Below are 24,950 nucleotides of genomic sequence, written 5' to 3' on the forward strand. Positions count from 1 at the left end.
TCGTTCTGCGCCGGCCGCTTCGCTATCGGGGTGAATAGTTACCTGATCTCGCTACTCACTCACTTCCACATGCCACGCATGCGGGCGCCGAGATCGATGCGAACCTGCGGCTGGCGGCGCGGATCGTCCTTGGCCTGGACGCTTGCCCACGCCGTCTGCTCGAAAGCGCCAAGGATCGAGGCCGGGATGAAGCGGCTGCGCGAGGCGTAGACGTGGCGGTCGCCGCGCGCCGCCTGGCCATGCACGAAAAAACGCTGCGGCATGACCAGGTGCAGGCTGTCCTTGGCCCGCGTCATCGCCACGTAGAGCAGCCGGCGCTCCTCGTCGATTTCTTCCTTCGAGCCGACGCCGAGGTCGATCGGGATGCAGCCATCGACGGTGTTGAGCACGAAGACGTTTTTCCATTCCTGGCCCTTGGCCGAATGGATGGTCGACAGGATTAGATAATCCTCGTCGCGGTGCGGCGGGCCGGCCTCGTCGCTGGTCGCGTCCGGCGGATCAAGCGTCAGTTCGGTGAGGAAGCGCTCGCGCGAAGCGTAGCCCGCGGCGATCTGTTCGAGCTGCAAAAGGTCCGCCCGGCGCATCGTTGCATCCTCGTGGATGCGTTCCAGATGCGGCTCGTACCAGAACCTGATTTGCTCGAGATCGGCCGGCCATTTTTTCGACCCGGCCCGCAGCTGCGAGAATAGCGCGACGAAACCCGGCCAGTCCTCCGCGGCCCTTTGCGGTGGCCGATAGCGGGCAAGGCCCATCGCCTCGTCGAGCGACGTCGCCATCGTCTCGACGATGGCATTGGCTGCCGAAGGCCCGATACCGGGCAGAAGCTGCAGCACGCGAAAACCGGCGACGCGATCGCGCGGGTTCTCAGCAAAGCGCAATACGGCGAGCATATCCTTGACATGGGCGGCGTCGAGGAATTTGAGGCCGCCGAACTTGACGAACGGGATGTTGCGGCGCGTCAGCTCGATCTCCAGCGGCCCGCTGTGGTGCGAGGCGCGAAACAGCACGGCCTGCGCCTTCAACGCCGTGCCCGCCTCGCGCTCGGCCAGGATCGCCTGGCAGACGTAACTCGCCTGCTCGGTCTCGTCGCGGACATTGACCAGTTTCGGCTTTTCCGCCGATTTGCGCTCGGACCACAGGTTTTTCGTAAAACGCTCCGATGCTTCGCCGATGACCGCATTGGCGGCGGCCAGTATGGTCTCGGTTGAGCGGTAATTGCGTTCCAGCATGACGATCTCGGCCGGTTGCGCGAACTGCTTGGGGAAATCGAGGATGTTGCGCACTTCCGCCGCGCGAAACGAGTAGATCGACTGCGCGTCGTCGCCGACCACTGTGAGACCGGAGCCGTCAGGCTTCAGCGCCGTCAGGATCGAGGCCTGCAAGCGATTGGTGTCCTGATATTCGTCGACCAGGACATGGTCGAAACGCCCGCCGAGATGCGCCGATATCTCCGGCTCGCCGGCCATCTGCGCCCAATAAAGCAGCAGGTCGTCGTAATCGAGCACGTTCTGCGCCTGCTTGGCCTCGACATAGCCGGCGAACAGCGCCTTCAATTGTTCGGCCCAGCCGGCGCACCAGGGGAATACCGAACCCAGGACCTCGCCAAGCGGCGCCTGGGCGTTGACGGCGCGCGAATAGATCGCCAGGCACGTGCCCTTGGTCGGGAAACGGGCTTCGGTTTTGGAGAAGCCGAGCTCGTGCCGGACAAGGTTCATCAGGTCGGCGGAATCCTCGCGGTCATGGATGGTGAAGGCCGGGTCGAGGCCGATCTCTAAAGCATAGTCGCGCAGCAGCCTCGCGCCGATGCCGTGGAAGGTGCCGGCCCAGGTGAGCGCATCGGTGATGATTGAGGCATCGCGGCCCAGCACCTCGCCTGCGATACGCTCGACCCGCTTGGCCATTTCGGATGCTGCGCGGCGCGAAAACGTCATCAAAAGGATACGGCGCGGATCGGCGCCCCTGACGATCAGATGCGCCACGCGATGCGCCAGCGTGCTTGTCTTGCCGGAACCGGCGCCGGCGATCACCAGCAGCGGCCGGGAGACCATGCCGTCGCCATGTTCGACCGCCAGCCGCTGCTCGGCGTTGAGCTTGGCGAGGTAGGCAGGCATGAAGGTCGAATCACGGGCAGCAAGGTTCATTGCCCATCAAGCATCGTTTCTGCTTTGTTCGCAACGGTTTCAGCGCAGGACTTGCATTCGCCGAGCATTGGCAGAGCGGGAAGAGCTTTGGCTGCGCGGCAGGCTCTAACGCTGGGGTTCCACGCCCATCGCCGCCGACTGACGTCTTAGAACCTTCCGGTCATCCCGTGGCGGCGGGAACGGTTCGAAATCGTCGGGCACATCGTCAATCACCTTTTTGGTGATGCGATAGGCCGCGTAGGCGATAGTCCCAGCTATGAGCAGGCGGATCATCATCGCAATCCTCCATTGGTGTGAACCAACCAGAGAGGAGGCGTTTTGTTCCCACGCAACCAAATCGGCACACGTCTCGTTTGCCCAAGGAGAAGAAGAGGCGGGGCGAAAGGAGGTCGCGATGAAGAGGTTCTCAATCCTGGCTTTGGCGGCAGCGCTGGCTCTCGCTGCTTGTGACAACAACATTCAACCGACCAAGGCCCCCGTCGATCAAAACCCGCAAGTCGACAAGAACCCGGTACCCAAGTCGACGACCGGCGGCGATCAACCCGGCACGCCCCCGGCCCAATGACTGGCTGCCGCGAGATGAGAGCGGTGGCCGGCGCCGCTTGGGAGGGGAAGAGATGGCGCCGGCCAGGCGGGTATCAGGTCCGCCGCACAGCAAGAGATAGCTGAGTCTTGCCGCAGCGTCATGGCGCGATCACTGAAGACCAGCCGCCTTCCACGGTGACAAGCTGAGCCGAAGGCATCGAGCCGTCCACGGCTGGCGTTTTTGTGCCCCATGCGACCGAACCGGTGCTCCGGACCTTGCGAAGCGGCGACGTCCTGTGCGAAAGCGCGGCCATGCTTGTTATCAACGACCTTTCGCTGCGCATGGCCGGACGTCTGCTTCTGGACCATGCCTCGCTGACCTTGCCGGCCGGCACCAAGGCCGGGCTTGTCGGTCGCAACGGCACCGGCAAGACGACCTTGTTCAAGGCGATCACCGGCGATTTCCCGTCTGAGACCGGTTCGATCAGCCTGCCGAGGAACACCCGCATCGGCCAGGTCGCGCAGGAAGCGCCGGGTACGGAAGAGCCGCTGATCGAGATCGTGCTCAAGGCCGACCTCGAACGCTCGGCACTGCTCGAAGAGGAAAAGACGGCGACCGATCCGCACCGCATTGCCGACATCCACATGCGGCTGGCTGACATCGACGCCCATTCCGCCGAGTCCCGCGCGGCCACCATTCTGGCCGGCCTCGGCTTCGACGATGCGGCACAAAGACGCCCGGCTTCGTCCTTCTCCGGCGGCTGGCGTATGCGCGTTGCGCTCGCAGCGGTGCTGTTTTCCGAGCCGGATCTGCTGCTGCTCGACGAGCCGACCAACTATCTCGACCTCGAAGGCACGTTGTGGCTGGAGAACTACGTCTCGAAATATCCGCACACTGTGCTGCTGATCTCGCACGATCGCGATCTTTTGAACCGCGCCGTCAACTCGATCGTCCATCTCGACCAGAAGAAGCTGACCTTCTGGCGCGGCGGCTACGACCAGTTCGAGCGGCAATATACCGAGCAGAAGGAATTGCAGGAGAAGGGCCGCGTCAAGCAGGAAGCCGCGCGCAAGCACATGGAATCCTTTGTCGAGCGCTTCCGCGCCAAAGCTTCCAAGGCAAGGCAGGCGCAGTCACGCATCAAGGCGCTGGAGAAGATGAAGCCGATCGCCGCGATCGTAAACGACACGGTGCGACCGTTCTCCTTCCCCGAGCCGGTGAAAACTGTCGCTTCGCCGATCATTGCGCTGAACAATGTCGATGTCGGCTATACCCAGGGGCAGCCGATCCTCAAAAAGATGACGCTGCGCATCGATGCCGACGACCGCATCGCGCTGCTCGGCGCCAACGGCAACGGCAAGTCGACCTTCGCCAAGCTTTTGTCGGGCCGCCTGAAGCAGGAGACCGGCACCATGACGGTGGCGCCTGGCTTGAAAGTGGCGATCTTCGCCCAGCACCAGCTCGATGATCTCCGGCCGGAGGAAAACGCCTATGAACATGTCCGCCGGCTGATGCCGGAGGCGCCGGAATCGAAGGTGCGCGGCCGCGTCGCCCAGTTCGGCCTGACCACCGAAAAGATGAACACCGCCGCCAAGGACCTGTCGGGCGGCGAGAAGGCGCGCCTTCTGATGGGCCTGTCGGCCTTCGAGGGGCCGAACCTGTTCATCCTCGACGAGCCGACCAACCATCTCGATATCGACAGCCGTGAATCGCTGATCCATGCGCTGAACGAGTTTCCCGGCGCGGTCATCCTGATCTCGCACGACCGCCATCTGCTCGAAGCGACGGCCGACCGGCTGTGGCTGGTCAAGGACGGCGCGGTCAACCCGTATGACGGCGACCTCGAGGACTACAAGACGCTGGTCACCGGCGTGTCCGGCGACCGCCGCGGCAAGCGCGAGGCGGAGAAGGCTTCGAAGGCCGACCGCCGCCGCGATGCGGCAGCGCGCCGCGCCGCCTTCGAGCCGCTGGCCAAGGAAATCCGCGCCACCGAAGCGCTGATGGACCGCATCCGCAAGCGCATCGACCTGATCGAGGACGAGCTCGCCAATCCGGCGGTCTACGAAAAGGATCCCTCGACCGCGACGCGACTGGCCAAGGAACGTTCGCAGCTTGCGCAACAGCTGGCTGGCCACGAGGAAAAATGGCTGTCGATGTCAGCGGAGTATGAGGAAGGCACGGCGGAATAGCAGCCCATCCCCGAAAAAATTCGTCGCGCCGGCGGCGGCAGAAAAGGCGGAATTGAGGCGTTGACGGGGGTGTATTGCCGTAGGGCTGTAACGATTGGCATCGCCGGCGCGAATATAGGTCGTAGCCTCAGCTCGCAATGGTGGGACTCTGCCTGCCAGCATTTTTAGGAGTCAAGAAATGCTCGACCGCCGCACCTTCCTCGTCGCTCTGACCGCAATAGCCGGTCTCGTTTCGGCTCCGGCGGCACAGGCTGCCGACCAAATGGCCTACACGCGGCAAGCCTTCGAAGCAGCGCAAAAGGCCGGCCGGCCGATCCTGGTCGAGATTACCGCCTCCTGGTGTCCGACGTGCAAGGCGCAGAAGCAGGTGCTCGGCCAACTGCTGCCGGCGGCAGAGCACGCAAACCTGGCCGTATTCGAGGTCGATTTCGACTCGCAGAAGGACGTCGTGCGTGCGTTCAACGCGCGCATGCAAAGCACGCTTATCACCTTCAAGGGCGCAACCGAAGTCGGCCGCCTTGTCGGCGTGACCAAGGCGGATGCCATCAAGCAGTTGCTTGACAAGACGATCTGAGCGGCTGCGATGCTGCTCGGCTTAGGCTTTTCGTTTCTGGCCGGCGTGCTTTCGACGCTCTCGCCATGCGTGCTTCCGCTCATCCCGGTGGTGCTGGGCGCCGCCGTCAGCCAGCATCGCCATGGCCCGGTCGCACTGGCCGCCGGGCTTGCCATATCATTCACGGTCATAGGGCTTTTCGTCGCCACGATCGGGTTCTCCATCGGGCTTGATGGCGGTGTCTTTCGCGGCGCCGCCGCGGTGCTGATGCTGGTTCTCGGCGCGATATTGATCGTGCCGGCATTTCAGGCTCGTGTCGCGCTGGCCGCCGGCCCGGCCGGCAACTGGGTCGAGGACCGTTTTGGTGCGTTTTCGTCGGTCGGTCTTTGGGGGCAGTTCGGCGTCGGCATCTTGCTTGGCGCGGTCTGGAGTCCGTGCGTCGGGCCAACTCTGGGGGCGGCGTCGGTCCTGGCGGCACAAGGCAGGGATCTCGTCCATGTCGCCACCACCATGGTTCTCTTTGGTGTTGGCGCGGCGGCGCCGCTGCTGATCCTCGGCATGCTGTCCCGAGAAACCCTGATGCGTTGGCGAGGCCGCATCGCCGGCGCCGGCAGCGGGCTGAAGGTTGCGCTCGGCATCCTGCTCGTCCTGACTGCCGCCGCCATCCTGTCGGGCTTCGACAAGGCGCTTGAAACGGCACTGGTCAATGCCTCGCCGGAATGGCTCACGGCGCTGACAACACAATTCTGATCCGCAGCCATCTGGCCCTACACGTCGCCGTCACAAACGGCTAGTTTGCTCAAATGAATCAGCACGCCAAGCTCAGGATCGGCCATTCCGCCTGTCCGCATGATTGCCCGTCGACCTGCGCGCTCGAGGTCGAACTGCTCGACAACAAGCGCATCGGCCGCGTCCATGGCGCCAAGGCCAACAGCTACACATCAGGCGTCATCTGCGCCAAGGTCGCCCGCTACGCTGACCGTGTCCACCACCCCGACCGGCTGCTGAAGCCGCTGGTTCGCGCCGGCGCCAAGGGCGACGGGACGTGGAAGGACGCGAGCTGGGAGGCGGCGCTCGACCTTGTCGCCGAGAAGTTCATTGCGGCGGAAGCAAGATACGGCTCGGAGACGGTCTGGCCCTACTTCTATGCCGGCACGATGGGGCTGGTACAGCGCGACGGCATCGAACGGTTGCGCCATGCGAAGAAATATTCCGGCTTCTTCAGCTCGATCTGCACCAATCTGGCCTGGACCGGCTGGATGATGGGGGCAGGCGCCTTGCGCGGTCCCGACCCGCGCGAGATGGGCAAATCCGACTGCGTGGTGATCTGGGGCACCAATGCCGTGGTCACCCAGGTCAATGTCATGACCCACGCCATCAAGGCGCGCAAGGAACGCGGCGCCAGGATCGTCGTCATCGACGTCTACGAGAACGCGACGATGAAGCAGGCCGACCTCGGCCTGGTGCTGAAGCCCGGCACCGATGGCGCGCTGGCCTGCGCGGTGATGCATGTCCTGTTCAGGGAAGGCATGGCCGACCGCGCCTATCTGGAAAAGTACACTGACGATCCGAAGGGCCTGGAAGCGCATCTGCGGACAAAAACGCCGGAATGGGCGGCCGCGATAACCGGGCTTTCAGTCGCCGAGATCGAAGCCTTCGCCCGTCTGGTCGGTACGACGAAAAAAACATATTTCCGCCTCGGCTACGGCTTTTCGCGCCAGCGCAACGGCCCGGTCAACATGCACGCCGCGGCCTCGATCGCCGCGGTCACCGGCTGCTGGCAGTATGAGGGCGGCGGCGCTTTCCATTCTAATTCCGGTATCTTCAAGCTCAACCAGGAGCTGCTGGAAGGCACCAAGATGCGCGATCCCTCGATCCGCTATCTCGACCATTCGCGCATCGGCCCGGTGCTGACTGGCGCAAGGGATGCGCTCTATGGCGGCCCGCCGGTGACGGCGCTGCTTATCCAGAACACCAATCCGGCCAATGTCGCGCCGGAACAGCGGTTGGTGAAGCAGGGCTTCCTGCGCGACGACCTTTTCACCTGCGTGCACGAGCAGTTCATGACCGATACGGCGAAGCTCGCCGATGTCGTGCTGCCGGCGACGATGTTCCTGGAGCATAACGACATCTACAAGGGCGGCGGCAACCAGCACATCACACTGGGGCCGAAGCTGATCGACCCGCCGGAAGGGCCGCGCACCAATCATTTCGTTATCGAGGAACTCGGCAAGCGCCTCGGCGTCGCAGACCAGCCGGGCTTTGGCCTGACCGAAAAGCAGCACATCGACATCATCCTGGGCAAGCGCGGGCTGGGCAGTTTCGACAGTCTGAAGGAAGACAAATGGGTCGACCTGCAGCCGGATTTCGAGGCCGCGCATTTCATCACCGGCTTCGGCCATGCCGACAAGAAGTTCCATTTTCGCGCCAACTGGACCGGCCAGGCGGCGCCCAACCGGCCGCCTAAAAGCATGGGCCTGTTCGGGCCGGTGGAGCGGTTGCCGGAATTTCCCGATCATGTCGACCTGATCGAGGTCGCGGACGAGGCGCACCCGTTCCGGCTGACGACCTCGCCGGCCCGCAATTTCCTCAACTCGACCTTTGCCGAGACGCCGGTGTCCCAAGCCAAGGAAAGGCGGCCGGAACTCCTGCTGCATCCGGACGACGCGGCGGCACTCGGGCTTGCCGACGGCGGCCGTGTCGAGGTCGGTAACCAGCGCGGCGAAGTGGTGCTGCACGCCAAACTGTTCGACGGTATCAAGCGCGGCGTGGTGGTGGCCGAAGGCATCTGGCCGAACAGCGCCCATGAGCGCGGCGAGGGCATCAACGTGCTGACCGGCGCCGACGCGCCGGCGCCCTATGGCGGCGCCGCCGTGCACGACAACAAGGTCTGGCTGCGCAAAGCCTGCTGAAGCATCGCACCCGAAGTGATCGGCGCGTTGCCGAAGCGGGTATCAATTTGGAACGATTACCCAATCAGGCTGTTTTTGGCTGCGGAGGAGATATGGCCATGGCGGATGCATTGGCGGCTCCGGAACCCATCGGCGGAACGCTTTCATCTGGCGAACTCGTCGCCACGATGTCGCATTTCCATCGCGCCGAGATCGCACGCATGGCTGGATGGCGCGACCGTCTGGATCGCACCAGCAATTGGGCGATAACGGTCGTCGCGGCGATGCTCTCGGTCTCGCTTTCGGCGGCCAGCGCGCATCACGGCGTGCTGTTGTTCGCCATGCTGCTCGTCTTGCTGCTGCTGTGGATAGAGGCGCGGCGGTATCGCTTCTTCGACTTCTACCGAGCCCGTGTGCGACAGTTGGAACGCCACTATTTCGCACAGATATTTTCGCCACAGCCGGATTTCGCGTCGGATTGGCTGCTTATCGTCGGCGAAAGCCTGCGTGCTCCCAAATTTCTCATATCCCAGCGGGTCGCCTTGGCGCGCCGCCTGCGCCGGAACTATATCCACATGCTGATGATCCTGCTGCTTGCCTGGATACTCAAATTGTCGACGCCAAGCCTCCTCACGGAAGGCGGCCGCGTCGGCTTCGTCGGCTCGCTGCGCGAGGCGGTCAGCGCGGCTGCGCTTGGGCCGATTCCGGGCCTGGTTATTGTCGTACTGGTCGTCGCCCTCTACTCTGGCCTGGTTGTCGCCACCTTCCTGACGGTCGGTGACGACGGAGAACTCTCCTTCGGCGACGTGCACGTATAGGGGCAACGCAAACCGCTTTCGCGCGTTCTCCGGCAAGTACAGTGCGGCGGAGCTTTCATGGATTCTCGGGCGTCGACAGGTTCTATTGTCCTGGCGCTGGTGTCGTTCGCGCTGCTGTTCCCGACAGCGAGCGGGGCCTGGGCGGCGGCCGCCGGAGCCGAGCCGTCAGGCATGGGCGGCTCGGGCGAAGGCATTTTTGTTGCCGAAATCGTTCTTCTTCTGCTGATCGGGCGCGGCCTCGGCGAAGTGTTGCAGCGCTACGGCCAGCCGGCGATCATGGGCCAGCTGATCGGTGGCATCCTGCTCGGACCTTCGCTGTTCGGTTGGCTGTGGCCATCCGAGCAGCATTTCATCTTTCCGAGCGACCCCGCGCAGAAGGGCATGATCGACGCCGTCTCGCAACTCGGCATTCTCATGCTGCTTTTGCTGACTGGCATGGAGACGGATCTGCGGCTGGTGCGCCGGGTCGGCGTGGCCTGCGTGTCCATTTCGGTAACCGGCGTCGTCGTGCCGTTCGCCTGCGGCTTTGCGCTGGCGCAATTCCTGCCGGACAGTCTGCTGCCCGATCCGACGCAACGCGTCGTCGCCGGACTGTTCATCGGCACCGCGCTGTCGATCTCGTCGGTCAAGATCGTCGCCATGGTCGTGCGCGAGATGAACTTCATGCGCCGCAATCTCGGCCAGGTGATCGTCTCCTCGGCGATCATCGAGGACACGATCGGCTGGCTGATCATCGCCATCACCTTCGGAATCGCCACCAACGGCCGGCTGGAATTGCTGCCGCTCGCCACGACCGTTACCGCCGTGGCGATATTCATGGTGTTCTCATTCACCATTGGCCGCCGAATGGTGTTCACGCTGATCCGCTGGACCAATGATTCCTTCCGCAGCGAATATGCGGTGATCACCATGATTCTCATCATCATGGGGGTGATGGCGCTGATCACCAACATGATCGGCGTCCATACCGTGCTCGGCGCCTTTGTCGCCGGTATCCTGGTCGGCGAATCCCCGATTCTGTCCAGCCACATCGAGGGCCAGCTTCGCGGCGTCATCACCGCGCTGTTCATGCCGGTCTTCTTCGGCACGGCCGGACTGTCAGCCGATCTCACGGTGCTGGCGGACCCGACGCTGGCGCTGCTTACGGTGGCCCTGGTCGTCATTGCGAGCCTTGGCAAGTTCGGCGGCGCATTTCTGGGCGGCAGGCTCGCCGGAATGTCGTTCAAGGAGGCGACAGCGGTGGGCAGCGCGATGAATGCGCGCGGCTCGACCGAGGTCATCGTCGCCAGCATCGGACTGTCGATGAACATCCTGTCGCACAACCTCTTCACCATGATCGTCACCATGGCGGTCATCACCACGCTGGTCATGCCGCCCATGCTGCGCTGGGCGCTTGGCCGACTGCCGGTTGGCCAGGACGAGAAGCAGCGTGTCGAGCGCGAGGCCCTGGATGAGTACGGCTTCGTCTCCAAACTGGAGCGGTTGCTGGTGCTGGTCGACGACAGCCGGATCGGCAAGTTCACCGCCTATCTTGCCGGGTTGGTCGGCGGCGGCAGCGGCATGCCCACCACCTTGCTGCATCTCAAGAACGGCCGGCTCGACAGACCAGCCGCCAATAAGGGACCGCAGCGTGCGTTGAAGGAGATCAAGAGGGGCGCGCAAAAAAGCGCCGAGGCCGTGAAGAGAACCGAAGACACGCTGGTCGACAAGGTGCATCTGACGGCGCGCACCGAATCCGAGGCCACAGCCGGGATCATTGCCGAGGAAGCGCGCAAGGGTTTCGGCATGCTGCTGGTCGGCCTCGACAATGTCTTGACCGAAAAGGGCTCGTTCACGCCGGCTCTCAACGAGATTACCGACGGGTTCGATGGGCCGCTCTGCCTGGTACTGAATGGCGGCGGCGCCACCGACAGGATGCCGACGCTAAAGACCGGCACGAGCATCCTGGTCCCTGTCAACGGCACCGAAGTGGCCCGCCGCGCGGCTGATTTCGCACTCGCGCTCGCCCGTCCAAATCGGGCTCGTGTCAAGATTCTTTATGTCTCGCAGGGATCAGCCAAGGGTCGCAGAGCGACACCTGTCTCGCATCGTCGCGAGGAGGCTGTGCTCAAGGATATCGCCGACCTGGCCAGCCGCTATGGCGTGCCTGTCGACACTTCGATCCATACCCGCGTCACACCCGACAAGGCGATTATCAGGGAAGTGGCCAAAGGGGCGGCGATCGTCGTGATGGGTGTCACTCAACGTCCGGGCGAAGATGTGTTTTTCGGTGACACGGCGGGCGCGGTCGTGGCGGCCTGCGACTGTCCGATCGTGCTTCTGGCCAGCGAACGCGTCAAGCGCAATCCCGGTACTGGCGCGGAGCCCGTTGCCGCGTAAAGCCATGTGGTCGGGTACGACATCACGCGACTTTTCGCGAGACCGACATCGAAACCGAACCGTTCGGTTCGATTTCTGTTGACGCATTGTGCAGTACAGTGTGAACGCTGGCTCGGAAAATCCGGGCGCTGACGCGCGGCGCATTCGCCTAACCATATGATATCACGGGGAAAGATTGTGGCGGAGGTAATCATCCTGCAGTTTTCAACCGTGGTATCAGAGGTTTTTCAGGCACAACTTCGTGACTGGAAACGATAGCGCTGCCGACCCATCTCGGGGTGGTCCGAGCGACGCGAATTCCTCCCAAGGCACGCCACCAGACGGACAGAACAGAAAATACTGGAGTACCTAAAATGACCAAGATCGCTCTTACCGCCGCCGCCATCCTCGTTGCCACGGGCAGCGCCTTCGCCGGCAGCGACCACTATGGTTCGGATAACGTCAACCAGCCGGCGGTTACCGCGCCTGCCAATGTCGACAACTCGTACACGGCTTCGATCCGCAAGCCGGTCGAGCACAATGGCGCCAAGGCGACGTCCGATGCCGTCCAGCCGCAATCCGGCCAGGGCATCTGGGGTCGCTGATTGCGGACCCGATCGCCACACGTCGAACCATCAAGGCGGCGGGCTTGGCCCGCCGCTCTGTTTTTGTGGGCTGGCTGTCGGTTGGCGGAGGTTTAATCAGATCGGCAGCAGCCGGAGCCAGGTCTTTGTTCGGCATAAGCTTTTCAAACCGCGGCCGGGCGGACCCGAACTCAGCCCAAATCCTTCACCCGCAGGCAATGCGTCAGCCGGACGCCGCCAAATGCGAGACCGGCCCAGTCGCCGCCGACTTCAAGACGGGCAAGTGCTGCGGTCGGGAATTTCTCTTCGAGCTTTTTCGCCGCTTCAGCGTCCGATCCGACGCCGGCAAGCCGGCGCGCGAACTCTTCCAGCCCGGGATTGTGGCCGACCACCAGAAGGGTCCCGGCGGCCGCATCCGCCTGGCGCACTTTGGCGAGGATATCGGCGGCCGTTGCTTCGTAGAGCGCCAGGACGAATTCAGCCGGCGTTTTCGCCTTCCATTCCGCCGAAACCAGCCGCCATGTGTCGCGGGTGCGCAACGCCGGCGACACCAGCGCCAGGTCCGGCAGCCAGCCGCGCCTGGCCAGCTCGCGACCCATCAGCGGCGCTGCCTTCAGCCCGCGCGGGCCGAGCGGCCGGTCGAAATCGGCAAGGGCCGGATCATCCCAACTCGACTTGGCGTGACGCAGCAAAAGCAGTTGTCTGGTTGGCATTGTTCAGGACCAAGGAATCACGACGTTGATATCCCTACCTTACGGGCCACCATACTTTGTCCCTGTCGTGACATCAAAGGCTGCCGACAGCTTGTTGAAGATATCCATTGGCTCTCGGATTCTAGTCTAGAACAGCGTTGAGACATAGCGAGCGCCGTGCACGATGCGAACAATTTCGATCCATCCTTCGGCGAGACGATAAAGGATGAGATAGTTGCCAATGGTCAGTGCTCGCGTGTCGACCCCGATATCTGGTCTTCGCGGTCCCGACTCGGGAAAGGCGGTAAGCTGCAGGATGCGCTCGGCGATGGCATTCAGAAAATGATCCGCAGTTGGCGGACTGTCCTCGGCGATGGCAAGCCAGATATCAATCAGGTCATTTTCCGCCGCCGGGCTGCGGATGATCGGCATGCCTGCCATGGGCTATTTCTTGACAGCGTCGACGAGCCGGCCGCGGGCTTTCCGCTTGATGTCCTCGATGTCGAAAGCAGCGAATGGGCCGCTTTCCAGCCCTTCCGTCCAAGCCTTGCGTAGCCGTTCTGCTTCGGCCTCTCGCAAGGACTGGCGCAGCCGCCATTCGCGCAACGCCTCGCGGATCACTTCGCTCGCCGACCCGTATCGCCCGCTGGCCACGGCGCCCTTCACCATGTCCAGTAATTCCGGGGAAAGCGCCACGCTGACTTTCTCGACTGTCGCCATGAAAATGTCTCCTAAAAGACGAAGTAGCAATATTTGCTACCAATTTCAACGATAACAGTCTTCGAGGCAGGCGCTCAGGGTGTGATCCGCGCCAGATGTTCCAGGTCGGTCTCCTCGCGCAGCGGGTCGGGCGCCATCACCACCGACGTGCCATTGTCGGCATCGTCGGCGAAATGCGCAAGCACCGTGCGGCCGCCTTCCATACGCGCCTTGCCCTCGGCGACCAGGCCTAGCGCCAGCGGATAGAGCCGGTGCTCGGCCTTGAGCACGCGCGCGGCCAGCGTATCCTCATTGTCGCCCACCATCACGGGCACCGCCGCCTGGGCGATGATCGGGCCGTCATCCATGTCCAGCGTGACGAAATGCACCGTGCAGCCATGGATGCGCATGCCGGCGCGCAACGCACGCGCATGCGTGTCCAGCCCCTTGAGGGCCGGCAGCAGGGCAGGGTGGATGTTGATCATCCGCCCCTGCCATTTCTCGACGAAGCGCGCGCCGAGGATGCGCATATAGCCGGCTAACGCCACGATCTCGGCGCCGAAGGCGGCCAGCGCGGCGTCGATCGCTCCGTCATGCGCTTCCTTGCCGGCATAGTCGGATCGCGAAATCACCTTGGTGGGGATGCCGCGCGCCGCCGCGATGCCGAGCCCGGCCGCATTGGCCCGGTCGGAAATGACGCCGACGATCTCGGCCGGATAGGCGGGGTCCGTTGCCGCGGCGATCAGCGCCGTCATATTGGAGCCGCGTCCCGAGATCAGCACCACGGTGCGTTTGCGCGCGTTCATAGGTCGATCGAGCCTCGATAGATCACGCCGGCGTCGCGGCGCGGCACGATGCGGCCGATCGGCGTCACCGTCTCGCCGGCTTCCTGCAGGACGGCGGCGACCTGCGCCGCCTGGCCGGAGGCGACGACCAGGATCATGCCGACGCCGCAATTGAAAGTACGCATCATCTCTTCGGGCGCCACGCCTCCGGTCTTCGCCAGCCAGGAGAACACCGGCGGTACCTCGATGGCGTCGAGGTCGAGCTCGGCCGAAAAATCCTTCGGCAGCACGCGCGGGATGTTCTCGGGAAAGCCGCCGCCGGTGATGTGGGCCAGCGCCTTGATGCCATGCGTGTTGCGGATCGCCTTGAGGATCGACTTGGCATAGATGCGGGTTGGTTCGAGCAGCGCCTCGGCCAATGTCACCTCATCGTTGAAGGGCGCCGGATCGCTCCAGGAAAGCCCGCTGGTGGCAACGATGCGGCGGACCAGCGAAAAGCCGTTCGAATGCAGACCCGACGAGGCGAGGCCGAGCAGCACGTCGCCCTCGACGATGTCGTCCGTGGGCAGAAGCTGGCCGCGTTCGGCGGCGCCCACGGCAAATCCGGCAAGGTCATAGTCCTTGCCGTGATACATGCCGGGCATTTCCGCCGTCTCGCCGCCGATCAGCGCGCAGCCGGCCTGCCGGCAGCCATCGGCAATGCCGCCGACGATCGCGGCGCCCTGGTCGGGGTCGAGCTTGCCGGTGGCGAAATAGTCGAGGAAGAACAGCGGCTCGGCGCCCTGCACGACAATGTCGTTGACGCACATGGCGACAAGATCGATGCCGATCGTGTCGTGCTTGCCGGCATCGATGGCGATCTTCAGCTTGGTGCCGACGCCGTCATTGGCGGCAACCAGCACCGGATCGGTGAAGCCGGCCGCCTTGAGGTCGAACAGGCCGCCGAAGCCGCCGATCTCGCCATCGGCGCCCGGCCGGCGCGTCGCGCGCACCAGCGGCTTGATCTTCTCGACCATCAGATTGCCGGCGTCGATATCGACGCCCGCCTCGGCATAGGTGAGCCCGTTCTTGCGCTTGGCTGTGTCGCGCTTCGTCATATCCGGCTCGTCTCTGTTTTCCCTTGCGGGCTCTTCGCATGAATGGTTTCGGCTCGCAAGGATAACGGCGCGGACGAGGCAGCTTTGCCCCCGATAAAAGCGGCGTTCGGGGTGAGCCAATCTCCCCCCTTCCGGGGGAGATGTCCGGCAGGACAGAGGGGGGTGGGAAAGATCGCGGCCTTCGCGGCTGTGCCGAGCGCTCCCTACCGATACGCCGAGGGACAGCACCCCCCTCTGCCTTGCCAGGCATCTCCCCCGCAATGGGGGAGATCGACTATCACATCGGCTTTCGCCAACCGCTCGCTTGAAGAATGCAATAGGCTGGTACTTGCGCCCACCCGCCATCTCCATCATCTATCTCTCAACAAAAGCGACGGGACATCGCCTTGACCATCCCCAACCTGATCACGATCATGCGCTTGGTGCTGGTGCCGGCCGTGGTGCTGGCGATGCTCGACATGCGCTGGGACTGGGCCTTCGCCGGCTTTCTCGTCGCCGGCATTTCCGACGGCGTCGACGGCTTCATTGCTTGCCGTTTCAACCAGCATTCCAGGCTCGGCGCCTATCTCGACCCGATGGCCGACAAATTGCTCCTGGTCTCGGTGTTCGTCGTCATGGGCTTCATCGGCGAGCTGCCGCTGTGGCTGGTGGTGACGATGGTGTCGCGCGATGCGTTGATCGTCTGCGCCGTGCTGTTGTCCACCGTCATGGCCCATCCGGTCGAGATGAAACCGCTGTTCGTATCAAAGGCCAACACCGCCATCCAGATCGCGCTGGCTGCCGTGGTGCTGGGCGAACTCGCCTTTGGCATTCGCCTCGACCCGCTGAGGCCGGCGCTCATAATCCTGTCCGGGGTCTTGACCGTGGCTTCGGCCGCGGCCTATCTCGTGGCTTGGCTGAGGCATATGAGCGGCTATGGCGAAGGCTCCACACCGGGCAACTGAAGAGGAAGCCGCCGCGGCGGCGGTGGTCGACTATGCTGCGTCCGTGGCATTGCGCCGGCAGATATTCTTTTGGCTGGCGACCGCCGTCCTGCTGGCGCTGTTCCTCTATGTCTTCAGCGACATCCTGTTGCCGTTCGTCGCCGGCATGGTGCTGGCCTATTTCCTGGATCCCGTTGCCGACCGGCTGCAGCGGCTCGGCCTGTCGCGCCTCATGGCGACGGTGGTCATCCTCATTGCCTTCATCGTCGTCCTGGTGCTGGCCTTCGTCATCCTGGTTCCGGTGCTGGCCTCGCAGATGGCCGATTTCGCCAGCAAACTGCCGGAATATCTGACGCGATTGCAGGCGCTGATCACCAGCTTCGACCCGCAATGGCTGGAGCAGAAATTCGGCGTCGACGCCAATGGCCTGCGCGACGGGCTGAACTCGTTGCTAACCTCCGGTTTCGGCCTGCTGACAACGGTGTTCACCTCGATCTGGAGTTCCGGCGTGGCGCTGGTGTCGATCGTCAGCCTGTTCGTGGTCACGCCTGTCGTCGCTTTCTACATGCTGCTCGACTGGGACCGCATGGTGGCGATCGTCGACAGCTGGGTGCCGCGTGATTATGTCAAGACCGTCAGGGCGATCGCCAGCGACGTCAACACCGCCACCGCCGGTTTCGTCCGCGGCCAGGGCACGCTCTGCCTGGTTCTGGGCGCCATGTACGCCACCGGCCTGACGCTGACCGGACTGAACTTCGCCATCCTCATCGGCCTGTTCGCCGGGCTGATCTCCTTCATCCCCTATGTCGGCTCGCTGACCGGGCTGGTCCTGGCCGTCGGCGTCGCCTTCGTCCAGTTCTGGCCCGACTGGACCATGGTAGCGGCGGTGGCCGGCGTGTTCTTCGTCGGTCAGTTCATCGAGGGCAACATCCTGCAGCCGCGGCTGGTCGGCAAAAGCGTCGGCCTGCATCCGGTGTGGCTGATGTTTGCGCTGTTTGCCTTCGGCGCGCTGTTCGGCTTCGTCGGTCTTTTGATCGCGGTGCCGGCTTCGGCGGCGGTCGCGGTTCTGGTGCGCTTTGCGATCGCCCGTTATCTCGAATCGCCGCTCTACAAGGGGCACGGCGCCGAGCCGGCTCCGCCGCTGCCGCCCAGCCGCCGCAGGGGGACGCCGCGCGGCTGAGAGGGATGAGCGACAACAAGATCGATCCGCCACGCCAGTTGCCGCTCGATCTCGGCCATGGCACCGGCTATTCGCGCGATGATCTCGTCGTCTCCGGCACCAACAGCCAGGCGGTTGAGCTGGTCGACCGCTGGCCGGACTGGCCCTCGCCGGTGGTGGTGCTGGCCGGACCGGCCGGCTCGGGCAAGACGCATCTGGCCTCGATCTGGCAGGCCCATGCCGGCGCGGTGGCGGTCGATGCCGGCCGCATCGGCGGTTGCATCGCCGAGCTCGGCGCCCGCCCGGCCTTGATCGACGATGTCGACGCCGGCCCGGTGGATGAAGAGGGGCTGTTCCATCTGATCAATACGGTGCGCGGCGCCCACTCGACCCTGCTGTTGACCGCGCGGCGCTTCCCATCCGCCTGGGGTGTCCGATTGCCCGATCTGGCCTCGCGGCTGAAGGCGGCGGCGACGGTCGAGATCCACGAACCCGACGACCTGCTTCTCGCCGGCGTCATCACCAAGCTGTTCGCCGACCGCCAGATCGAGGTCGAGCCGCATGTCGTGCAATATCTGGTGCGCCGCATCGAGCGCTCGCTGGCGACCGCCATGCGGGTCGTCGAGCGGCTCGACCGCACCGCGCTAGAACGCAAGACGCCGATCACCCGCGCCCTCGCCGCCGAGACCGTCAGCGCCATGGATGAAGGGCAGGGCGCGTTCGATATCTAAAGCGCGTAGCGTTTGAACGGATCCACGGGAGGCGCTCCGCTCTGCTCATCCCTCGATTGAAATGGACCATTATTTTGATATCGACTACAACGATACCATAGGAGCCGCGCATGCAGATATCCGTCACGGACGCCAAGGGACAGTTGACCGAGCTGGTGCGCCGTGCCGAGGCGGGGGATGAAATCATCCTGACCCGCCATGGCCATGCCGCCGTGCGTTTGGTCCCGCTCCGGTCCCGGCCGGACAGCAAAAGCCGCCGGGCCTTGCTGGAGGCTATGCGCGCGGCGGGCGGTGCAAAGGCAGCCAGCGGCCCCTCCGCCGCACGAAGTCAGGATTTTCTCTATGGCGATGATGGCTTGCCGGAATGATCGCGGTCGACACTTCGGCATTGATGGCGATCGTCCTGGACGAGCCTGAGGCCGGCGCCTGCATTGCGATCGAAGCCGCGGACGATCTTTTGATTTCCGCCGGAACCATGGCCGAGGCGTTGATCGTAGCGGCGCGGCGCGGCATCGCTGCGGAATTGTCGAGCCTGATCGACGGACTAGGCTTCGAAGTGGTGACGGTGACGCCGGCTTCGGCGCGCCGAATTGCCGAGATCTACAGCCAATGGGGCAAGGGCGTCCACCCGGCGGCGCTCAATTTCGGCGACTGCTTCGCTTATGAGGTCGCAAAGGAGCATGCCTGTCGCTTGCTTTATGTCGGCGACGATTTCACCAAGACCGATATCGAAAGCGTGCTCTGAGGCTGGTAGCGAGCGTGTTTGCGTTGCCGCATCATCGATTGACCACCCAGCCGCTGTCCCATTTCGGGAAACAATAGCTGGCATCCATCTTGCAGCGCCCAGCTTGCCGGCTAATCCCGGTCCTGATGCGTATCAATCAGGTAGTAGGCTCGCCGGGAGTGTAGGCGGTTGGGGTTCTCGCCCGGCGAGCTCGCTTACAGACAGTTTTGATTTAAGGGGGGAGATTGGATGGTCGGAGTGGAGAGATTCGAACTCCCGACCCTCTGGTCCCAAACCAGATGCGCTACCAGGCTGCGCTACACTCCGAACGGTCTGTTGCCTAGTGATTTCGGCTCGGCAACGCAAGTGCAAAAACCTTGCCGCCGCCCCCATTGCGCAGTAATGACGGGCCAGAGGTAGCGACGCTGCCTTGCACAGCAATGAGGTGGCCATGTCCGCGCGCATTTTCAGCCCAGCCAAAACCGCGATGCAATCCGGCAAGGCCAAGACCGGCCACTGGGTGCTCGAATTCGATCCCGAGATGCGCAAGAAGATCGATCCGCTGATGGGCTATACCACGTCGGGCGACATGCGCAGCCAGATCAGGCTCACCTTCGACACCAGGGAAGAAGCGGTCGCCTATGCGCAGAAGGAGGGCCTCGCCTACCGCGTCGAGGAGCCGAAGGAAACCAAGCGCCGCCAGATTTCCTATGCGGAGAATTTCCGCTATGACCGCAGGACGCCCTGGACGCATTGACCGGCAACGCCGGGAGTTGATTCCAGCGCATGGTTTCAGCCGGCCCTCAGGTCGGCCCAGCGGTCCCGTAGCTCAGCTGGATAGAGCACCGGCCTTCTAAGCCGATGGTCACAGGTTCGAATCCTGTCGGGATCGCCAATATTTTCAATGGCTTATGCGGACCTGCGCGAACGCGGTGCTTTGCGGGACGCCACATTCAGGTCAAAGAGCTTCGACAATTTCGCTGATGCTTCAGCTCCGCGCGGCCCCATGGCGGGCCGGCCCTAGCCGGTTTGCTTTGTGAAGTCGTGGCGGCGCGCGCGAACATGTGCGAGCAAATTCGCTTCGTTGACGACGCCATGCTGAAAGAGGCTCAGTATGGTTGAAGCCAGAACATGCTTGTCGATCGATGTGCTGTACCATTTTGCATCGGCGGTTACTTGATCGGCCACTCGTTGGCAGAGTGCCCTGTCTTCGGCGTCAAGAAATTGACTTGGTGCTGGCATCACGACCGTTGGCAGGGCGAGAGCAGCGGCCCGGTGCCCGCTCCGGTGCGGACAGATTTCGGCACCGAGCCTCGCCGGTTGGGGGTGGGGGGCTCCGGCCTCAGATATATGCACCCTCACTAATATCGCCGAAGCATGCAAACGAAGGAAGACGCGCCCGCACTTCTATCCGCGGCTCGGCAATGGCTGATAATCCAGCGGTGGGCGCAGCGGTCCCGTAGCTCAGCTGGATAGAGCGCCGGCTTCGAATCCCGTCGGGATCGCCAATTTATTCTGGGTCCAATCCGGACACATATGCTCCAATTTGCACCGGAAAGGCTGGCGAAGCCGGTCTTTTTTCGGATATCGCTGATCGTCCGGTCGGCGAAGGGATTCGCCGACGTCGCGGACTCCTCATGTGCTTGCGTTCATTCCATGTCCGCGGTCGAAGAGGGGTGGACCGTATTCGCCAATGCGGGGACGGCCGATCTGAACAGGGCGATCTGAACGGGGCGATCTGCGAATGACACTGATGGGCGCGGCGGCGTTGCTGATCCTGATCCTGACCTATGCCGGCGTTGCCATCGGCACGATCCCCGGGTTGCGCCTCGACCGGGCGGGCATCGCGCTGCTCGGGGGTGCTGCGATGATCGCTATCGGCGCGCTCTCCATGGAGGAGGCCTACCGCGCCATCAGTTTCGACACCATCACGCTGCTGCTCGGCATGATGATCGTCGTCGCGCATCTGAAGGTGTCGGGCGCCTTCCGTGCGCTCGGCGCTTTCGCCATCGAGCATGCGCATGCGCCTTTCATGCTGCTGGTCATGGTGACGGTGCTGACCGGTGTCCTGTCGGCCTTCCTGGTCAACGACGCGATCTGCCTGGTCATGGCGCCGATCGTCGTCCACGTCACCCGCGTCATCAACCGCAACCCGGTTCCCTACCTGATCGCCACGGCCACCGCGTCGAATTGCGGCAGCGTCGCCACCATCACCGGCAATCCGCAGAACATGGTCATCGGCGCGCTGTCGGGGATTTCCTATCCGGCTTTTTCGGCGGCACTTGCGCCGGTGGCGCTGTTCGGCCTCGTCGCCGTCATCGTCATCGTGCGCATCGTCTACCGGGCCGAATTCGTGCGCCGGATCGAGCTTAGCCCCGAAGTCTATCGCGGCCGCATGCTGCCGGGTCAGGTGCTGAAAGCGGTGGTCGTCTGCATCGGCCTGGCGATCGCCTTCTTTGCCGGGGTTCCGGTCGCCAAGGCGGCGCTCATCGGTGGCGCCATCCTTCTGGTCACCCGCGCCATCAAGCCATCGCGCATCTATCGCGAGATCGACGGGCCGCTGCTGTTCATGTTCGCCGGCCTGTTCATCGTCGTCGCCGGCGCCGAGAAGACGCTGCTCACGCCCGACATCGTCGCCTCGGCCAAAGAGCTCGGCCTGGGCGATGTCTGGCGGCTGTCCGGTTTCACCGCGGTGCTGTCCAACATCATGAGTAATGTTCCGGCGGTGCTGGCGCTGCGGCCGTTCATTCCCGGCCTGGAAAATCCTGAGCGCGCCTGGCTGGTGGTGGCCATGAGCTCGACCTTGGCCGGCAATTTCACGCTGCTCGGTTCCGTCGCCAATCTGATCGTCGCCGAGCAGGCGCGGGCGGCGGGCAAAACATTGTCCTTCATGGCCTTCTTCAAGGTCGGCCTGCCGCTGACGCTGGTGACGCTGCTGGCCGGGACGGCGTGGATGGCCGCGATGCCTTGATTTGTCGGCTAAGGCATCATCTCCGCCTGATGCGCGCTCATCGGAGCCATGTTCTGGTTGAGATGAGCCATGATCCATATCGACCCCAGCACGACCAGCGTGACGATCAGCACGCCGAAGGCAAGCGCCAGCACATTGTTGGTGTTGTCCGACCCCGTGGTCAGATGGAGGAAGAAGACGAGGTGCACGCCCATCTGCGCGATCGCCAGCACCACCAGAGCCGAGATCACCGCCGGCTGGTAGATCAGGCCGGTTTGCGCCGCGAGGAAGGAGGCGATGGTCAAGAGGATCGCAAGGCCGAAGCCGAGCAGGTAGCCCGGCAGCCCTCCTGCCGGCTCGTGCTCGGTGATGCTCTCCTCGCCCGGCGCCGAATCACGGCGATCGAGGTCTTCGTCGATCCGGCTGTCGATGTCGGTCATGACGATGCTCCGAGCAGATAGACCAGGGTGAAGATGGCGACCCAGATGATGTCGAGCGCGTGCCAGAACAGGCCGAAGCAGTGCAGCCGCCGCAATATCTCCGGCCGGAAGCCCTTGACCCAAAGCTGCGCCATCATGGTGCCGAGCCAGAGCAGGCCAAGGCCGACATGGGTGCCGTGGCAGCCGACAAGGGCGAAGAAGGCGGACAGGAAGGCGCTGCGCGAGGGGCCGGCCTGCTCGGCGGCCATCGCCGCGAACTCCTGCACCTCCAGGAACAGGAAGGCCGCCCCGAGCAGGCCGGTGACCAGAAGCCAGAACTGGGTGCCCGCCATCGAACGGCGCTGGGTCGCGAGCGTTGCGAGACCACCTGTAAAACTCGAGGTGAGCAGAAGCCCGGTCTGCACCGCAACGCGCGTGAGGTCGAACAATTCCTTGCCGGTCGGTCCGCCGGCGGTCGCCTTGGCGAGCACGGCGTAGGCGGCGAAGAAGGCCGAGAACATGATGATGTCGGACAACAGGAAGATCCAGAAGCCGTAGGCCACTGTGACGAATTTCGAAGCCGGGCCGCCTTGTCCGTGGCCGGTCGCCCAGCCATGCGCGTTCCCGTGGCCATGGCCCGGCCGGTGCGCATCGTGTGTCGCGCTGCCGGCGGCGATATCGCTGGAAAAGGCGCCCGTCGCGTCGCTCATGCCACGCGCTCCCGCCTGCGCAGCCAGCCAAGCTGCGCGGCCTTGCGCTCGCTGTCGATGCGCGCGACCTCGTCCGCTGATATCTCGTAGTCGCCATGGTCGCGCCAGGCGAAGACGACGAAGGTGGCGTAGGCGCCGATGAAGCCGACGATCGCCAGCCACCAGATGTGCCAGATCAGCGCGAAGCCGATCAGCGTGCTGAAGAAGGCGGTGACGAAGCCTGTCGGGCTGTTGCGCGGCATTTCGATCGGCTCGTAGCTCTCTTCGTCGGCCGGGCTCTGCTCCTCGAGGGCCCGCTGCTTGATGGTCCAGTAGGGCTCCTCGTTTTCGACCTGCGGCAGCCGCGCATAGTTGAAGGCGGGCGGCGGCGAGGCGGTCGACCATTCCAGCGAACGCCCGTCCCAGGGGTCGCCCGTCTCGTCGCGCAGCTCCTCGCGGCGCCGGATCGAGACGACAAGCTGGGTAATCTGGCACGCGGCGCCGGCGATCATCACCAATATGCCGAACGCCGCCACCTTGAGGTACGGCGCCCAGATGTCCATGTCGATGTGCTGAAGACGCCGCGTCATGCCGAGCAGGCCGACCGCATAGAGCGGGGCGAAGACAAGGATATAGCCGGCAAGGGTGACCCAGAACGCCGCCTTGCCCCAGCCCTCATGCAGCCGGAAGCCGAACGCCTTGGGGAACCAGTAGGTGAAGCCGGCGAAGGCGCCGAACAGCACGCCCGAAATGATGACGTTGTGGAAATGCGCCACCAGGAACAGCGAATTGTGCAGCATGAAGTCGGCCGGCGGGACGGCGAGCAGAACGCCCGTCATGCCGCCGATGGTGAAGGTGGTCACGAAGCCCAGCGCCCACAGCATTGGCGTGTCGAAACGGACGCGCCCGCCATACATGGTGAAGAGCCAGTTGTAGACCTTCACGCCGGTGCCGACGGCGATGACCGAGGTGGCGATGCCGAACGCCGCATTGACGTCGGCTCCAGCACCCATGGTGAAGAAGTGGTGCAGCCAGACCATGAAGGAGACGATGCAGATGAACAGCGTCGCCGCCACCATCGAGCGGTAGCCGAACAGCGGCTTCGAGGAGAAGGTCGAGAAGATTTCGGAATACAGCCCGAAGGCGGGGAGCACCAGGATATAGACCTCCGGATGGCCCCATGCCCAGATGAGGTTCACGAACATCATCTGGTTGCCGCCGGCTTCGTTGGTGAAGAAGTGGAAGCCGAGATAGCGGTCGAGCGTCAGCATGGCGAGCGTTGCGGTCAGGATCGGGAACGCCGCGACGATGAGCAGGTTGGAGGCAAGCGATGTCCAGCAGAACATCGGCATGCGCAGATAGCCCATTCCCGGCGCGCGCATCTTGAGGATGGTCGTCACCAGGTTGACGCCGGTCAGAAGCGTGCCGACGCCGGAGATCTGGATCGACCATAGATAGTAGTCGACGCCGACGCCCGGCGAATAGGTCGTCTCCGACAGTGGGGCGTAGGGCAGCCAGCCGGTGCGCGCGAACTCGCCGACGACGAGCGAGATGTTGACCAACAGGGCGCCGGTCGCCGTCAGCCAGAAGCTGACCGAATTCAGCGTCGGGAAGGCGACATCGCGAATGCCGAGCTGCAGCGGCACGACGAAATTCATCAGCCCGATCATGAAGGGCATCGCCGCGAAGAAGATCATGATCGTGCCGTGGGCCGAAAAGATCTGGTCGTAGTGCTCCGGCGGCAGATAGCCGGGCCCGTGAATGGCCAGCACTTGCTGCGTGCGCATCATGATGGCGTCGACAAAACCGCGCAGCAGCATCAGCATCGCCAGCACGATATACATCACGCCGATGCGCTTGTGGTCGACGGAGGTCAGCCACTCGTGCCAGAGATAGGGCCAGTACCCCTTCACGCTTATCCAGCCCAGCACTGCCGCTGCGGCCAGGAAGACGACGAGTGCGGCGCCGAGCGGGATGGGCTGATCGAAGGGAATGGCCGACCAGTCGAGCTTGCCAAGCATC

25 protein-coding genes and 2 tRNA genes are annotated in these 24,950 nt (G+C 63.7%); 16 read left to right on the top strand and 11 right to left on the bottom strand.

The annotated features are described in order from the left end of the window. Positions 1-59 precede the first annotated feature (59 nt). Together AC0L2H_RS21175 and AC0L2H_RS21180 are read right to left on the bottom strand one after the other, a co-directional pair. A complete protein-coding gene (locus tag AC0L2H_RS21175; protein ID WP_473592029.1) occupies positions 60-2,141 on the bottom strand; it encodes an ATP-dependent helicase in 2,082 nt (693 codons plus the stop codon). A gap of 105 nt (positions 2,142-2,246) precedes the next feature. After that, on the bottom strand, positions 2,247-2,417 hold the full coding sequence (locus AC0L2H_RS21180; protein WP_473592030.1) for a hypothetical protein: 171 nt from the start codon (positions 2,415-2,417) through the stop codon (positions 2,247-2,249). A 118-nt stretch (positions 2,418-2,535) separates the two neighbouring features. On the opposite strand from AC0L2H_RS21180, the gene AC0L2H_RS21185 reads away from it, so the two are divergent. From AC0L2H_RS21185 to AC0L2H_RS21220, 8 genes are all read left to right on the top strand, one after another. Further along, on the top strand, positions 2,536-2,706 hold the full coding sequence (locus AC0L2H_RS21185) for a hypothetical protein (RefSeq protein WP_473592031.1): 171 nt from the start codon (positions 2,536-2,538) through the stop codon (positions 2,704-2,706). 272 nt (positions 2,707-2,978) lie between these two features. Further along, a complete protein-coding gene (locus AC0L2H_RS21190; protein WP_473592032.1) occupies positions 2,979-4,856 on the top strand; it encodes an ABC-F family ATP-binding cassette domain-containing protein in 1,878 nt (625 codons plus the stop codon). 178 nt (positions 4,857-5,034) lie between these two features. Continuing rightward, a complete protein-coding gene (locus tag AC0L2H_RS21195) occupies positions 5,035-5,430 on the top strand; it encodes a thioredoxin family protein (RefSeq protein WP_473592033.1) in 396 nt (131 codons plus the stop codon). Positions 5,431-5,439: 9 nt separating this feature from the next. Next, positions 5,440-6,159, top strand: a complete 720-nt coding sequence (locus tag AC0L2H_RS21200) for a cytochrome c biogenesis CcdA family protein (RefSeq protein ID WP_473592034.1) — start codon at positions 5,440-5,442, stop codon at positions 6,157-6,159. A gap of 53 nt (positions 6,160-6,212) precedes the next feature. After that, on the top strand, positions 6,213-8,321 hold the full coding sequence (locus AC0L2H_RS21205; protein WP_473592035.1) for a molybdopterin-containing oxidoreductase family protein: 2,109 nt from the start codon (positions 6,213-6,215) through the stop codon (positions 8,319-8,321). Between the two features lie 98 nt (positions 8,322-8,419). Next, positions 8,420-9,118 (top strand): DUF2270 domain-containing protein, encoded by a 699-nt coding sequence (locus AC0L2H_RS21210; RefSeq protein ID WP_473592036.1) that lies wholly within the window; start codon positions 8,420-8,422, stop codon positions 9,116-9,118. A 171-nt stretch (positions 9,119-9,289) separates the two neighbouring features. Beyond that, complete coding sequence (locus AC0L2H_RS21215; RefSeq protein ID WP_473592183.1) at positions 9,290-11,497, top strand: cation:proton antiporter domain-containing protein; 2,208 nt, start codon at positions 9,290-9,292, stop codon at positions 11,495-11,497. Positions 11,498-11,850: 353 nt separating this feature from the next. Beyond that, positions 11,851-12,081, top strand: a complete 231-nt coding sequence (locus AC0L2H_RS21220) for a DUF680 domain-containing protein (protein WP_473592037.1) — start codon at positions 11,851-11,853, stop codon at positions 12,079-12,081. A 170-nt stretch (positions 12,082-12,251) separates the two neighbouring features. On the opposite strand, the gene AC0L2H_RS21225 is transcribed toward AC0L2H_RS21220, so the two are convergent. From AC0L2H_RS21225 to purM, 5 genes are all read right to left on the bottom strand, one after another. Then, the gene (locus AC0L2H_RS21225) at positions 12,252-12,773 is read right to left on the bottom strand and encodes a SixA phosphatase family protein (RefSeq protein ID WP_473592038.1); all 522 of its coding nucleotides are present in this window, start codon (positions 12,771-12,773) and stop codon (positions 12,252-12,254) included. Between the two features lie 126 nt (positions 12,774-12,899). Next, positions 12,900-13,193, bottom strand: coding sequence for a type II toxin-antitoxin system RelE/ParE family toxin (locus AC0L2H_RS21230; RefSeq protein ID WP_473592039.1), 294 nt, complete (start codon positions 13,191-13,193; stop codon positions 12,900-12,902). A gap of 3 nt (positions 13,194-13,196) precedes the next feature. Beyond that, positions 13,197-13,472, bottom strand: a complete 276-nt coding sequence (locus AC0L2H_RS21235) for a type II toxin-antitoxin system ParD family antitoxin (protein ID WP_473592040.1) — start codon at positions 13,470-13,472, stop codon at positions 13,197-13,199. A gap of 74 nt (positions 13,473-13,546) precedes the next feature. Continuing rightward, positions 13,547-14,257, bottom strand: coding sequence for a phosphoribosylglycinamide formyltransferase (gene purN, locus AC0L2H_RS21240; RefSeq protein WP_473592041.1), 711 nt, complete (start codon positions 14,255-14,257; stop codon positions 13,547-13,549). Then, the gene (gene purM, locus AC0L2H_RS21245; RefSeq protein ID WP_473592042.1) at positions 14,254-15,333 is read right to left on the bottom strand and encodes a phosphoribosylformylglycinamidine cyclo-ligase; all 1,080 of its coding nucleotides are present in this window, start codon (positions 15,331-15,333) and stop codon (positions 14,254-14,256) included. The genes purN and purM overlap by 4 nt, the downstream gene beginning before the upstream one ends. Positions 15,334-15,719: 386 nt before the next feature. Here purM and AC0L2H_RS21250 point away from each other — a divergent pair, with 386 nt between their 5' ends. The 5 genes from AC0L2H_RS21250 (at position 15,720) to AC0L2H_RS21270 (ending at position 18,891) form a co-directional block, all read left to right on the top strand. Beyond that, positions 15,720-16,277, top strand: coding sequence for a CDP-alcohol phosphatidyltransferase family protein (locus AC0L2H_RS21250; protein WP_473592043.1), 558 nt, complete (start codon positions 15,720-15,722; stop codon positions 16,275-16,277). After that, positions 16,249-17,436, top strand: a complete 1,188-nt coding sequence (locus AC0L2H_RS21255; protein ID WP_473592044.1) for an AI-2E family transporter — start codon at positions 16,249-16,251, stop codon at positions 17,434-17,436. The genes AC0L2H_RS21250 and AC0L2H_RS21255 overlap by 29 nt, the downstream gene beginning before the upstream one ends. Positions 17,437-17,441: 5 nt before the next feature. Then, a complete protein-coding gene (gene hdaA / locus AC0L2H_RS21260; protein WP_473592045.1) occupies positions 17,442-18,146 on the top strand; it encodes a DnaA regulatory inactivator HdaA in 705 nt (234 codons plus the stop codon). 110 nt (positions 18,147-18,256) lie between these two features. Continuing rightward, entirely contained in the window at positions 18,257-18,514 is a 258-nt protein-coding gene (locus tag AC0L2H_RS21265) for a type II toxin-antitoxin system Phd/YefM family antitoxin (protein ID WP_473592046.1), read from the top strand. Further along, on the top strand, positions 18,511-18,891 hold the full coding sequence (locus tag AC0L2H_RS21270) for a type II toxin-antitoxin system VapC family toxin (RefSeq protein ID WP_473592047.1): 381 nt from the start codon (positions 18,511-18,513) through the stop codon (positions 18,889-18,891). The genes AC0L2H_RS21265 and AC0L2H_RS21270 overlap by 4 nt, the downstream gene beginning before the upstream one ends. A gap of 229 nt (positions 18,892-19,120) precedes the next feature. Here the strand turns inward: AC0L2H_RS21270 and AC0L2H_RS21275 are convergent. After that, positions 19,121-19,197: transfer RNA gene (locus tag AC0L2H_RS21275), tRNA-Pro, on the bottom strand. Positions 19,198-19,321: 124 nt separating this feature from the next. Here AC0L2H_RS21275 and AC0L2H_RS21280 point away from each other — a divergent pair. From AC0L2H_RS21280 to AC0L2H_RS21290, 3 genes are all read left to right on the top strand, one after another. Beyond that, positions 19,322-19,627 carry an ETC complex I subunit gene (locus AC0L2H_RS21280; RefSeq protein WP_097575469.1) on the top strand — a complete coding sequence of 102 codons (306 nt, stop codon included), beginning with the start codon at positions 19,322-19,324 and terminating at the stop codon, positions 19,625-19,627. 61 nt (positions 19,628-19,688) lie between these two features. After that, positions 19,689-19,765: transfer RNA gene (locus AC0L2H_RS21285), tRNA-Arg, on the top strand. An 849-nt stretch (positions 19,766-20,614) separates the two neighbouring features. Then, complete coding sequence (locus AC0L2H_RS21290) at positions 20,615-21,841, top strand: anion transporter (RefSeq protein WP_473592048.1); 1,227 nt, start codon at positions 20,615-20,617, stop codon at positions 21,839-21,841. An 8-nt stretch (positions 21,842-21,849) separates the two neighbouring features. On the opposite strand, the gene cyoD is transcribed toward AC0L2H_RS21290, so the two are convergent. The 3 genes from cyoD to cyoB are packed head-to-tail and all read right to left on the bottom strand — an operon-like array spanning position 21,850 to position 24,949. Continuing rightward, complete coding sequence (cyoD, locus tag AC0L2H_RS21295; RefSeq protein WP_473592049.1) at positions 21,850-22,260, bottom strand: cytochrome o ubiquinol oxidase subunit IV; 411 nt, start codon at positions 22,258-22,260, stop codon at positions 21,850-21,852. Continuing rightward, on the bottom strand, positions 22,257-22,949 hold the full coding sequence (locus AC0L2H_RS21300; RefSeq protein ID WP_473592050.1) for a cytochrome (ubi)quinol oxidase subunit III: 693 nt from the start codon (positions 22,947-22,949) through the stop codon (positions 22,257-22,259). Before AC0L2H_RS21300 ends, cyoD begins: the two co-directional genes overlap by 4 nt. Then, the gene (cyoB, locus tag AC0L2H_RS21305; protein ID WP_473592051.1) at positions 22,946-24,949 is read right to left on the bottom strand and encodes a cytochrome o ubiquinol oxidase subunit I; all 2,004 of its coding nucleotides are present in this window, start codon (positions 24,947-24,949) and stop codon (positions 22,946-22,948) included. Before cyoB ends, AC0L2H_RS21300 begins: the two co-directional genes overlap by 4 nt. Between the last annotated feature and the right edge of the window lies 1 nt (position 24,950).

It is taken from the genome of Mesorhizobium sp. WSM4871 (assembly GCF_055811295.1).

What these genes read in the sequence shown, in the direction of transcription:
- AC0L2H_RS21175 (WP_473592029.1), bottom strand. Translation starts at nt 2,141, where the DNA reads ATGAACCTTGCTGCCCGTGATTCGACCTTCATGCCTGCCTACCTCGCC.
- AC0L2H_RS21200 (WP_473592034.1), top strand. Translation starts at nt 5,440, where the DNA reads ATGCTGCTCGGCTTAGGCTTTTCGTTTCTGGCCGGCGTGCTTTCGACG.
- AC0L2H_RS21215 (WP_473592183.1), top strand. Translation starts at nt 9,290, where the DNA reads ATGGGCGGCTCGGGCGAAGGCATTTTTGTTGCCGAAATCGTTCTTCTT.
- AC0L2H_RS21205 (WP_473592035.1), top strand. Translation starts at nt 6,213, where the DNA reads ATGAATCAGCACGCCAAGCTCAGGATCGGCCATTCCGCCTGTCCGCAT.
- cyoD (WP_473592049.1), bottom strand. Translation starts at nt 22,260, where the DNA reads ATGACCGACATCGACAGCCGGATCGACGAAGACCTCGATCGCCGTGAT.
- AC0L2H_RS21210 (WP_473592036.1), top strand. Translation starts at nt 8,420, where the DNA reads ATGGCGGATGCATTGGCGGCTCCGGAACCCATCGGCGGAACGCTTTCA.
- AC0L2H_RS21265 (WP_473592046.1), top strand. Translation starts at nt 18,257, where the DNA reads ATGCAGATATCCGTCACGGACGCCAAGGGACAGTTGACCGAGCTGGTG.
- AC0L2H_RS21220 (WP_473592037.1), top strand. Translation starts at nt 11,851, where the DNA reads ATGACCAAGATCGCTCTTACCGCCGCCGCCATCCTCGTTGCCACGGGC.
- AC0L2H_RS21185 (WP_473592031.1), top strand. Translation starts at nt 2,536, where the DNA reads ATGAAGAGGTTCTCAATCCTGGCTTTGGCGGCAGCGCTGGCTCTCGCT.
- cyoB (WP_473592051.1), bottom strand. Translation starts at nt 24,949, where the DNA reads ATGCTTGGCAAGCTCGACTGGTCGGCCATTCCCTTCGATCAGCCCATC.
- purM (WP_473592042.1), bottom strand. Translation starts at nt 15,333, where the DNA reads ATGACGAAGCGCGACACAGCCAAGCGCAAGAACGGGCTCACCTATGCC.
- hdaA (WP_473592045.1), top strand. Translation starts at nt 17,442, where the DNA reads ATGAGCGACAACAAGATCGATCCGCCACGCCAGTTGCCGCTCGATCTC.
- AC0L2H_RS21290 (WP_473592048.1), top strand. Translation starts at nt 20,615, where the DNA reads ATGACACTGATGGGCGCGGCGGCGTTGCTGATCCTGATCCTGACCTAT.
- AC0L2H_RS21300 (WP_473592050.1), bottom strand. Translation starts at nt 22,949, where the DNA reads ATGAGCGACGCGACGGGCGCCTTTTCCAGCGATATCGCCGCCGGCAGC.
- purN (WP_473592041.1), bottom strand. Translation starts at nt 14,257, where the DNA reads ATGAACGCGCGCAAACGCACCGTGGTGCTGATCTCGGGACGCGGCTCC.
- AC0L2H_RS21190 (WP_473592032.1), top strand. Translation starts at nt 2,979, where the DNA reads ATGCTTGTTATCAACGACCTTTCGCTGCGCATGGCCGGACGTCTGCTT.
- AC0L2H_RS21180 (WP_473592030.1), bottom strand. Translation starts at nt 2,417, where the DNA reads ATGATGATCCGCCTGCTCATAGCTGGGACTATCGCCTACGCGGCCTAT.
- AC0L2H_RS21230 (WP_473592039.1), bottom strand. Translation starts at nt 13,193, where the DNA reads ATGGCAGGCATGCCGATCATCCGCAGCCCGGCGGCGGAAAATGACCTG.
- AC0L2H_RS21280 (WP_097575469.1), top strand. Translation starts at nt 19,322, where the DNA reads ATGTCCGCGCGCATTTTCAGCCCAGCCAAAACCGCGATGCAATCCGGC.
- AC0L2H_RS21255 (WP_473592044.1), top strand. Translation starts at nt 16,249, where the DNA reads ATGGCGAAGGCTCCACACCGGGCAACTGAAGAGGAAGCCGCCGCGGCG.
- AC0L2H_RS21270 (WP_473592047.1), top strand. Translation starts at nt 18,511, where the DNA reads ATGATCGCGGTCGACACTTCGGCATTGATGGCGATCGTCCTGGACGAG.
- AC0L2H_RS21225 (WP_473592038.1), bottom strand. Translation starts at nt 12,773, where the DNA reads ATGCCAACCAGACAACTGCTTTTGCTGCGTCACGCCAAGTCGAGTTGG.
- AC0L2H_RS21195 (WP_473592033.1), top strand. Translation starts at nt 5,035, where the DNA reads ATGCTCGACCGCCGCACCTTCCTCGTCGCTCTGACCGCAATAGCCGGT.
- AC0L2H_RS21235 (WP_473592040.1), bottom strand. Translation starts at nt 13,472, where the DNA reads ATGGCGACAGTCGAGAAAGTCAGCGTGGCGCTTTCCCCGGAATTACTG.